This window comes from Blautia sp. HCP3S3_D9, from assembly GCF_052063845.1.
Lineage (GTDB): Bacteria > Bacillota > Clostridia > Lachnospirales > Lachnospiraceae > Blautia_A.
Genome location: NZ_JBQHWS010000125.1, coordinates 1 through 9,897 on the forward strand (window position 1 = coordinate 1; position 9,897 = coordinate 9,897).

The window sequence follows — 9,897 nt, forward strand, 5'->3', positions numbered from 1 at the left end:
ATAGAGGATATGATGGTGTTGGATATACTGATAACGGAAATGAAAGTTATACAGATGATTATGGAAATACATATCCTGCTTTAAATGATTCAACTCATTATCTGGGAACAACCTTGGAACAGCATACATTGACTTCTTCTGATGGAAATACAGTTACTGTTACACAGACAACAAATGGAGACTACTATTACAGAGATGATAATGGTACTGGTTTCAGTGATAATGGTGATGGAACCTGGACAGATGAAAATGGGAATACTTATACGGAATGATACCATTAGTTTAACCGAATTAAGTAAGTCTCCCTGCTTCAATTGCGAATATCCGCTTGATTCAAAACAGGTAAGTTCTTTCTTTCAATTGCAAATATCAATTTAAGTCAGGCTCAGAGAAAATCGGCTTGCAAAATTTAAAATAAGCCCTTCACTGTTACTTTACCAGACAGTGAAAGGCTTGTTTTTTTGCTGGACTTTTTCAGCTGAAATTATTTATAGAATAACTCAATAATCTTTAATCCCACTTCAACAGCAATATCCATTCCTTCCACAGTGATATGTTCATAAGGACCATGGAAAGCGTGTCCGCCGGTTCCAAGGTTCGGGCATGGGACGCCCATGAAACTTAAGCGTGCACCGTCTGTACCGCCGCGGATCGGAGTGATAAGTGCAGGTGTTCCATATTCTTTGCAGGCTGCAGTTGCGCAGTTGATCAGTTCCATGCAGGTATCAATAACTTCTTTCATGTTTCGGTACTGTTCTGTAATGGTAAGCTTTACAGTGTCTTTGCCCCACTTTTCATTGAGGATTTTGGTGATGTGTTCCATGGTTTTGATCCTGCAGTCAAAAGATGCTGCATCGTGGTCACGGATAATATAGTCTAACATAGCAGTGGAGACATTGCCGTTCATGGCATCAAGATGGAAAAATCCTTCATATTCTTCAGTATCTCTTGGGGTATCTGCGGATGGGAGCATGGAGTTAAATTCCATGGCAACAAGTGCTGCGTTTACCATTGTATTCTTGGAAGAACCCGGGTGTACGTTTACACCGGTAAATTCTACTACTGCACGGCCTGCATTAAAGTTCTCATACTGGATTTCACCTTCTGTATCGCCGTCAAGAGTATAGGCATAGTCTGCATTGAATTTCTTTACATCAAAATAATCAGTGCCTCCTCCGATTTCTTCATCCGGAGTAAAAGCAACAGAGATTGGGCCGTGGGCAATTGTTCCGTTATTTAAGTGCTCGATCATTGTCATGATCTCTGCAACACCTGCCTTGTCATCTGCACCAAGGATTGTGGTTCCATCGGATGTGATGAGGGTTCTGCCTTTTAATGAAGACAGGTGCGGGAACATTTTCGGAGAAAGTACTCTTCCACTGGTTCCAAGTGTAAGTTCTCCGCCGTCATAATTCGGAGTGACAACCGGAGTAACCGGATGATCGCAGAAGTCAGATACTGTGTCCATGTGAGCGATAAAACCCAGTTTTTTGCGGGATTCGTATCCCTCAGTTGCCGGAATATGTCCGTAGACATAGCAATGGTCATCTACGCTGGCATCTTCCACACCCAGGTCCTTTAATTCCTGCACCAACTGTCTGGCGAGGTTAAACTGGTACTGTGTGGATGGAGAAGTTCCAGTTTCTTCACTGCTTGGTGTGAAAACTTTTACATAAGATAATAAGCGTTCGTATGCTTTCATGATAAACCTCCTGGTATCGGGCTGAGCCAGATTTTTTTAACTCAGCATTGTATGTTAAGTATAACACGTTATAGGAATTACGTAAAAATATTTCTTGTATTTTGGTTTTACTCTGTATCTAATTTCTCTTTTTTATCTTTCTGGAAGATATGGAAAATGTATGCTAGAATAAAAATAGTAGTTCATATTAAAAATATTCAGGAAAGGTAACGGGGGAAATGGAGAAAGAGGAAAAGCGTGCAGTTCAGGAGAATGGCACGGAGGAACGAAGCACGGAAGAGAAAAGTCCGCTGAAAGGGAAATTGCAATATTATAGCGGAGAGATTCAGCGGGATGTGACGAATCTTGTGAAGTGGCTGATGCTGGCGGTGCTTGTGGGATGTATTGTGGGAGCAGCGAGTACGCTGTTTTCTTTTGCACTGAAAGGTGTGACGAATTACAGGAAAGAGAATGGATGGATGTTTTATCTGTTGCCTGTAATGGGTCTGATCATTGTGTTTCTGTATGAGAAATTTGGCAAGGAAGATGGAGGTACGAATCAGGTGCTTTCTACGGTGAGATCGCAGGATGATGTACCGATTCTGTCTGCACCGCTGATCTTTATTTCTACGGCGCTGACACATCTGGCAGGCGGTTCTGCAGGACGTGAGGGTGCGGCGATTCAGCTTGGCGGAAGTATTACGAATCAGCTTGGACGGTGGATCCATCTGGATGAGGAGGACCGCCATGTGATCGTTATGTGTGGTATGAGTGCGGCATTCTCTGCGCTGTTTGGAACTCCGATGGCAGCGGCTGTGTTTGCATTGGAAGTTGTGAGCGTTGGTGTTATGTATTATACGGCGCTGATGCCGTGTATGATCGCATCATTGATCGCATCTGGATTTGCGGCTGGTATGGGAGTTACGCCAGAGGCTTTTCATGTGGTGGATATTCCGGAACTGACCATTGAAACGGGACTGAAGATGGGAGTTGTTGCTGTTGGATGTGCTGTGATCAGTATTGTGTTCTGCATGGTGCTGAATGGAGTGGCAGGAGCGTATGGAAGATATTTTAAGAATCCGTATGTTCGTGTGGTTGTGGGAGCATGTCTGGTGATTGGAATTACGCTGCTGTTGGGAACTACAGATTATATGGGGGCCGGTGCGGAACTGATTGAGAAAGCAGTAGAAACAGGACAGGTAAGACCACTGGATTTCTTTTGGAAACTGGTGCTGACAGCATTGACCATGCGCGCCGGATTCCGCGGCGGTGAGATTGTGCCATCGTTTTGTATTGGTGCGACATTTGGATGTGTGATGGGAAACTGGCTTGGACTTTCCCCGTCTATCTGTGCAGCATGCGGAATGGCAGCTGTATTCTGTGGCGTGACAAATTGCCCGATTACATCAATTCTCATTGCATTTGAGATGTTTGGATTTAAGGGAGTTTCCTTTTATCTGATCGCAGTTTCTATCAGTTATGCGGCTTCCGGATATTATGGACTGTATAAGGACCAGACGATTGTTTATTCTAAGTATAAGGCAAAGTATGTGAATAAACCTACGCGGTTTTAACCGAAACTGCAGAGCAGTTGTTCGGTGTAGAGATATAAATAGAAAATAAGGACAGTTTTTCAGTCTAATAAGAATCTGAAAAACTGTCCTTATTTTTGTTATTCTAAAGCCATGAAAAGCGACAGTTGAGGCAGACAGATTTGTCTATTGAAGAAATTTCTCTGGGTGTCGGTTATGAAAACCAGAGTTATTTTTTCCGGCAGTTTAAGAAGCGATATGGAATGATTCCAAGGAGATACCGGATAGAAAAAGGACAAAAAGTATGTAAACTTTTGAAAAATTCAGAAAGAGTCGGTATGCTTTTTACGTTGCAGGGAAAGAGAATAAATGTTAAAGTAAATGATACGGTATAGTGGGGCAGGGAAATAATAGAGATTATCCTGAAAAGTGTTTTATTACAAAATAGCAGTGACAGAAATTATATCGAATATGTAGAGAGAGGATGGAGTTTACTTGGAAAAAGATAATCAAAGTACGCAGGAGATAAATTCGCAGGCACAGAATCCGCTTGGTATAGCACCGGTAGGTGGATTGATCGCGAAGTTTGCGATTCCTGCGATCATCAGTATGCTGGTCAGTGCGATGTACAATATCGTGGATCAGATTTTTATTGGACAGGGTGTGGGGATGCTGGGAAATGCAGCTACAAATGTGGCGTTTCCTGTTACAACGGTCGCAACTGCGCTGGCATTGCTTTTGGGAATTGGCGGTGCATCAAATTATAATCTGGAAATGGGGGCAGGACAGGAGAAGAAAGCCAGCGGGATTGCAGGTACTGCGTTGTCGTCACTGGCAATCAGTGGTCTGATACTCGCTGTGATTGTACTGATGTTCCTGAAACCACTTCTGACATTGTTCGGGGCAACTGCAGATGTTATGCCTTATGCTGTTGATTATACAGGTATTACTGCATTTGGACTTCCATTTTATATTTTGTCTGTCGGCGGGAATCATGTGGTCAGAGCAGACAGAAGTCCGACTTATTCTATGGTCTGCATTATGATAGGTGCGATTATTAATACTATTCTGGATCCGCTGTTTATTTTTGGATTTGGATGGGGGATTAAAGGTGCTGCATGGGCAACAGTGATCGGACAGGTTGCTTCCGGAGTTCTGGTAATTGTGTATTTTTGTAAGTTCCGAAAAATGTATCTGTCCGGTGAGATGCTGAAACCGAAACTGTCATATCTGGGGGCAATTATTTCTCTGGGACTTGCTTCCTGTATTAATCAGATTGCAATGGCAATCGTGCAGATCGTATTGAATAATATTCTGCGTTATTACGGAGCAAATTCCGTATATGGAAGTGATATTCCCATTGCCTGTGTAGGTGTTATCTCCAAAGTCAATATGGTGTTTATGGCAATCTGTATTGGTATTTCTCAGGGCAGTCAGCCAATCTGGGGATTTAACTACGGAGCAAAGAAATATGACAGAGTAAGACAGGCATACCGTTATTCTGTAACTGCCTGTACAGTAATTGCAACGATATTCTTTTTCTGTTTCCAGATATTTCCACACCAGATCGTGGGTATCTTCGGAACAGGAAGTAATCTGTATTTCCAGTTTGCAGAACACTATCTGAAAATATTTATGTTTATGACTTTTGCAAATGGGATCCAGCCGGTGTCTTCCGGTTTCTTTACCTCTATCGGTATGGCGAAGCTGGGTATTGTAATGTCTCTGACACGACAGGTGATTTTTCTTCTGCCATTGATTATTATCTTCCCATTGTTTATGGGAATTGATGGAGTGATGTATGCAGGACCGATTGCAGATGCGGCGGCATTTGTGTTGGCAATTGTGTTTGCGAGACGAGAACTGGGAAAGATGCGCAGTGCGGAAATAGTATAAAAAGTTCCCGCAGATGATATGGAAGAAATTTATCCATATTGTCTGACGGGAACTTTTTTGTAAAAAATTATTGATAAACTGTAGATTATAAAAGATTGTAAAATTGATCGAACAGCTCTGTCTGGAAGCTTCCGGGGCCGGAGCTGTTTTTCTCTGCTCTTTCTCCTGCTGTGCCAAATTCTCTGGCTGCTGAGACGGCAGCTGTAAATGGGTCTGTAACTGCCAGATAGGTGGCACAGATCATTCCAAGCATACATCCGGTTCCTGTAATCTGTGACATGGCAGGAGTGCCGTTTGTAATAAATTCACACTTATTGGCAGAGACGATCATATCTTCCTTGCCTGTGATAAGAAGTGTGGTATTCCACCGGGAAGCTTTTTCCTGGAAAAGTTCTTTCAGATGGGAACGATTGGCATCTGTAAGTACATCCTGTACGCCTGCGTCAATTCCGATTGCATGTGAGGTCTGTCCGGACATGGCAAGAAGTTCAGACATATTTCCTTTAAGGAGTTCGGGCATGTGGATGTTCATAAGATTTTGCGCGAATTCGTAACGCAGATTGCTGCAGGCGGTTCCTACCAGATCAAGCATAACAGGGATATGGAGACTGGCAGCAGTTTTCAGAGATTCCGGCATGGATTTCATACGCGCATCGGTGATATTTCCAAGATTCAGTGCCAGTGCATGAGAGCTTCTGGTGATTTCAGCTACTTCTGCCGGATGTTCTGCCATGATCGGGCGGCCTCCGGCCGCCAGAATAATATTCGCACAGTCATGAATAGAAATCGGATTAGTGATGCAATGAATCAGCGGCTGTGCTGCTCTGGTTAATTGTCTGGGATTTGTCTGATTTACGATCATATACTTTTGCTCCAAGGCTTTGTTGAAATTTGGCAAGCATTCCTGCGTGACTTAATGCTTTCAGGAAGAAATAGGCAATGGTGCCGCCCATGCAGGTTGCTGCCAGAAACATTGGTGTATAGAAAAATGCGTTCAGTCCGCTTCTGCCCATAAGAAATGCCATTACAGGATAGGAAACCAGAGAGCCGATGATACCGGTTCCGAAGATTTCACCGATCACTGCGCAGATAATCTTTCCATGAGAAGCGCGGTAGAAAACGCCTGATAAAAATGCGCCGAATACGGCACCTGTCAGTGCAAGTGGCGGGATACCCATAAACATCATGCGGATGATTCCGATGAGAGTGGCACAAAGAAGTGAATACCACGGTCCCAGAAGTACGGAACAGACGATGTTTATCAGGTGTGCAGTAGGGCACATACCCTCGATTCTCAGAATAGGTGAGATGACAACGCCGATGGCAACCATCATGGCGAGCATGACCATTCTGAGTGTTTTTGATCTGTCTGTGTTCATAATAATGAACCTCCTTGAAATGAAGATTTGGTCTGCCGAAGCAGACATTATCAGTTGTGCAGGAAACAGATAAAATCCTGCAAAAAAAAATCTGCCGGAATAACACACTGGCAGATTTTAATATACAAATACAGTCCCTACGCTGGCATTATCCATATCAGGTGCGGTCGAAGATCAATCTTCCTCTCAGCCTGTCTCACAGGCTCCCGTTGTTATCATCTATATGCAGATTTTTCTTGTGTTAGAGTAACACAAGCATCTGGAAAAGTCAATGGGATGTAAAATCAGGTCAGCAACCCCTTTTAGAGTGTTGCTGGAATAAAAAATCTATTTGTACTAAAACGATTGTCCGTGCTATGATTAACAGGTAGATGACAGACAGCATATTATGAAAAAGAAGCTGTCTGCATGGACAGAAAGGCAGGTTAAATCTGATGAAACAGGAAAATTACATAAAGGGTATGATAATGATCATCCTGTCGGCGTTTTTCTTTGCTTGTATGAATGTGAGTGTGCGTCTGGCAGGTGATCTGCCGTCTGTGGAGAAGAGTTTCTTCCGGAATCTGGTGGCGGCGGTGTTTGCAGCGATAATTCTCCGTAAGAATCGTACAGTGCCGAAGGTGGATAAGAAATACTGGGGACCGCTGATCCTGCGTTGTGTGTGCGGGACACTGGGGATTCTGTGTAACTTTTATGCCATTGACCATCTGTTGGTGGCAGATGCATCGATCCTGAATAAGTTATCTCCGTTTTTTGCGATTATTTTTTCATTCCTTTTGTTAAAGGAAAAGATCAGACCGGCACAGGCAGCGTGTGTTGCGCTGGCGTTTATCGGATGTTTATTTGTAGTGAAACCGGGATTTCAGAATGCGGCACTTGTTCCGGCACTGATCGGAGTCTGCGGTGGACTGGGAGCAGGAATTGCGTATACGATGGTGCGTGTACTGGGAACTCACGGAGTGAAGGGACCAGTTATCGTGTTTTATTTTTCATTTTTCTCCTGCTTGTCGGTTGTACCCTGGATGTTGTTCCATTTCACACCCATGAGTATGAAGCAGCTTGTGACATTGCTGATGGCAGGATTATTCGCAGCGGGCGGACAGTTTACGATTACGGCTGCATACACCTATGCACCTGCAGGGAAGATTTCCATCTTTGATTACTCGCAGATTATTTTTGCTACGATGCTGGGATTTATCTTGTTTGGAGAGATTCCGGATACGTACAGCTTTACAGGATATGTGCTGATTATTCTGGCATCATTGGGTACCTTTCTTTATAATATGAGGGTAGCTAAGGCTGGTAAATGAAGAAAAAGTAAAAAAGGATTTTCTGATTTTATCCAGTAAGTCTGATGAAATCCGATCAGTATATAGAATTATTGGATTGTAAACTATAAAATAAAAAAAGTTGTCAATAAAAACGCTTTGTGTTAAAGTATCCAATATGTTAAAAAATTAAGGAGAAGGGTGCACAAAGATGTCTTTTATAAAAAATATTCCACTACGCCCTCACCATGGAATGTGCCTTGCATATTTCAAGGGTGAGGGATACAGTAATGGGTTTTCCGCACATATGCAGGAAATGCTGGATATTTTCCAGAAGGGAGCAAAGATACAGCTTCATGCAGATACAGACGAGATCTGTTCTGCCTGTCCGAATAATGAAAAAGGATGCTGTTCTTCCTTTTCACTTGTAGAAGCATATGACAATGCAGTGCTGGAACTATGCGGCCTGGAGAATGGACAGATTATGGAATTTGATGATTTTACAGATGTTGTTCAAAAGAAAATCCTGGCATCAGGAAAGAGGAAAGAAATCTGTGGGAATTGTCAGTGGAACTCCATCTGTGAAAGTCAGAAGAGCAGATGGGAGAAATGCTAAGAAAAATAGAGTAACAGAATGAATAGCGTTCCGGTACAGAACAGAAGCTATGAATAAAAAAGTCAAATGCGCAAATAGTGCAGTGAAAGGACATAACGATAAAAATGGAAAATACAGAATCACGTTTATATTTCGCCAGTGACTACATGGAGGGTGCACATCCTGCGATCATGAAAAAGCTGATGGAGACGAACCTGGAGAAAACAGTGGGCTATGGTCAGGATCCATACACAGAAGATGCGAAAGAAAAGATCAGAAAAGCCTGCAATGCACCGGAGGCAGATGTATTTCTGCTGGTTGGTGGAACACAGACCAATGCCACAGTAATCGATGCACTTTTGAAATCCTATCAGGGAGTTGTGGCTGCGGATACAGGTCATATTGCAACCCATGAATCTGGCGCTATTGAATTTGGTGGACATAAGGTTCTGACAGTACCGCAGAAAGATGGAAAAATCTCTGCACAGCAGATTGAGAAGCTGGTGAAGGATTTCTATGATGATGCCAATTATGAGCATATGGTAATGCCCGGGATGGTATATATTTCCCAGCCAACAGAATATGGTACCCTGTATTCCAGAGAAGAATTAGCAGCTCTCAGCAAAGTCTGCCGGGAAAATCATCTTCCCCTTTATGTGGATGGCGCCCGCCTTGCCTATGCACTGGCAAGCCCGGAGAATGATGTGACTCTCACTGATCTGGCAGAACTTAGCGATGTATTTTACATTGGAGGAACCAAATGCGGAGCATTGTTTGGAGAAGCAGTGGTTATACCGCAGAAAGAACGGATTCCTCATTTCTTTACGATCATCAAGCAGCATGGAGCATTGCTTGCCAAGGGACGGATTGCAGGAATCCAGTTTGGTGAGCTGTTTACGGACGGGCTGTACCTGCGGATCGGCAAACCTGCAATGGAAGCTGCAGAGCAGATCAAGGATGCACTGAAGAAGTATGGATATCAGCTTTCTCTGGATACTCCCACCAATCAGATCTTCTGTATTGTGTCCAATGAGGTAATGAAAAAAATAGCCCAGGATGTGGAGTTCGGATTCTGGGAGAAGTATGATGAGACACACTCTGTGATCCGCTTTGCCACAAGCTGGGCTACTACTATGGAAGATACACAGAAACTGATTCAGATTCTGGAAAAAAATAAATAAGAGAAAAAATTAATAGTCAGTTGATTTAGGCAGTATCAGGGCAATGGTACTGCCTTTTTCGCTGCTCTGGGTTACTTTTACCTGGCCGTTGTGCTGTCTGGCAATCTCGCTTACAAGAGCAAGCCCCAGACCTGCACCGCCCATGGCGCGGCTGCGGGATTTGTCCACACGGTAGAAGGGATCAAAGATTTTTTCCTGATTTTCAAGGGAGATACCGATGCCTGTGTCAGTTACCTTCAGGACTGCAGATTCTGCAGAATGAATGTTTACAGTAACGGAACCGGAAGGCCGGTTATATTTGATCGCATTTTCAACCAGATTATAGACTGCCCGGTACAGAAGGATATAGCTGCCTGTAACAGTAC

Annotated in this window: 10 protein-coding genes, 1 pseudogene and 1 riboswitch; of the genes and pseudogenes, 7 read left to right on the forward strand and 4 right to left on the reverse strand. The window is 43.4% G+C overall.

What is annotated here, in order from left to right; genetic code table 11:
- A pseudogene (locus ACTNES_RS16990) lies at window positions 1-272 on the forward strand (hypothetical protein); the annotation flags it as partial.
- A 212-nt stretch (window positions 273-484) separates the two neighbouring features.
- Here the strand turns inward: ACTNES_RS16990 and pepT are convergent.
- Window positions 485-1,702, reverse strand: a complete 1,218-nt coding sequence (gene pepT, locus ACTNES_RS16995) for a peptidase T (RefSeq protein WP_441040187.1) — start codon at window positions 1,700-1,702, stop codon at window positions 485-487.
- Between the two features lie 218 nt (window positions 1,703-1,920).
- On the opposite strand from pepT, the gene ACTNES_RS17000 reads away from it, so the two are divergent.
- The 3 genes from ACTNES_RS17000 to ACTNES_RS17010 all read left to right on the forward strand — a co-directional run bounded on the left by ACTNES_RS17000 (window position 1,921) and on the right by ACTNES_RS17010 (window position 5,109).
- Window positions 1,921-3,255, forward strand: a complete 1,335-nt coding sequence (locus tag ACTNES_RS17000) for a chloride channel protein (RefSeq protein ID WP_291805922.1) — start codon at window positions 1,921-1,923, stop codon at window positions 3,253-3,255.
- Window positions 3,256-3,380: 125 nt separating this feature from the next.
- A complete protein-coding gene (locus ACTNES_RS17005; protein ID WP_081703326.1) occupies window positions 3,381-3,608 on the forward strand; it encodes a helix-turn-helix domain-containing protein in 228 nt (75 codons plus the stop codon).
- Window positions 3,609-3,708: 100 nt separating this feature from the next.
- A complete protein-coding gene (locus tag ACTNES_RS17010; RefSeq protein ID WP_330636015.1) occupies window positions 3,709-5,109 on the forward strand; it encodes an MATE family efflux transporter in 1,401 nt (466 codons plus the stop codon).
- Between the two features lie 85 nt (window positions 5,110-5,194).
- On the opposite strand, the gene thiM is transcribed toward ACTNES_RS17010, so the two are convergent.
- Window positions 5,195-5,971, reverse strand: coding sequence for a hydroxyethylthiazole kinase (gene thiM / locus ACTNES_RS17015; protein ID WP_441040188.1), 777 nt, complete (start codon window positions 5,969-5,971; stop codon window positions 5,195-5,197).
- Window positions 5,901-6,488 (reverse strand): energy coupling factor transporter S component ThiW, encoded by a 588-nt coding sequence (thiW, locus tag ACTNES_RS17020; protein ID WP_118409701.1) that lies wholly within the window; start codon window positions 6,486-6,488, stop codon window positions 5,901-5,903. Before thiW ends, thiM begins: the two co-directional genes overlap by 71 nt.
- A gap of 116 nt (window positions 6,489-6,604) precedes the next feature.
- Window positions 6,605-6,708: riboswitch (TPP riboswitch) on the reverse strand.
- 214 nt (window positions 6,709-6,922) lie between these two features.
- Here thiW and ACTNES_RS17025 point away from each other — a divergent pair.
- The 3 genes from ACTNES_RS17025 (at window position 6,923) to ACTNES_RS17035 (ending at window position 9,532) form a co-directional block, all read left to right on the forward strand.
- On the forward strand, window positions 6,923-7,798 hold the full coding sequence (locus ACTNES_RS17025) for a DMT family transporter (protein WP_291805906.1): 876 nt from the start codon (window positions 6,923-6,925) through the stop codon (window positions 7,796-7,798).
- Window positions 7,799-7,967: 169 nt separating this feature from the next.
- Window positions 7,968-8,372: a DUF1284 domain-containing protein gene (locus tag ACTNES_RS17030; protein ID WP_008705446.1), complete on the forward strand. Its 405-nt coding sequence runs from the start codon at window positions 7,968-7,970 to the stop codon at window positions 8,370-8,372.
- Between the two features lie 104 nt (window positions 8,373-8,476).
- Window positions 8,477-9,532 (forward strand): threonine aldolase family protein, encoded by a 1,056-nt coding sequence (locus ACTNES_RS17035; protein WP_291805897.1) that lies wholly within the window; start codon window positions 8,477-8,479, stop codon window positions 9,530-9,532.
- A gap of 9 nt (window positions 9,533-9,541) precedes the next feature.
- Here ACTNES_RS17035 and ACTNES_RS17040 read toward each other — a convergent pair.
- Window positions 9,542-9,897: sensor histidine kinase (locus ACTNES_RS17040; RefSeq protein ID WP_441040189.1), on the reverse strand; the 356-nt coding region annotated here is incomplete at its 5' end.

Coding starts and splice junctions, on each gene's coding strand:
- thiM (WP_441040188.1), bottom strand. CDS start 5,971: ATGATCGTAAATCAGACAAATCCCAGACAATTAACCAGAGCAGCACAG.
- ACTNES_RS17030 (WP_008705446.1), top strand. CDS start 7,968: ATGTCTTTTATAAAAAATATTCCACTACGCCCTCACCATGGAATGTGC.
- ACTNES_RS17035 (WP_291805897.1), top strand. CDS start 8,477: ATGGAAAATACAGAATCACGTTTATATTTCGCCAGTGACTACATGGAG.
- ACTNES_RS17000 (WP_291805922.1), top strand. CDS start 1,921: ATGGAGAAAGAGGAAAAGCGTGCAGTTCAGGAGAATGGCACGGAGGAA.
- thiW (WP_118409701.1), bottom strand. CDS start 6,488: ATGAACACAGACAGATCAAAAACACTCAGAATGGTCATGCTCGCCATG.
- pepT (WP_441040187.1), bottom strand. CDS start 1,702: ATGAAAGCATACGAACGCTTATTATCTTATGTAAAAGTTTTCACACCA.
- ACTNES_RS17025 (WP_291805906.1), top strand. CDS start 6,923: ATGAAACAGGAAAATTACATAAAGGGTATGATAATGATCATCCTGTCG.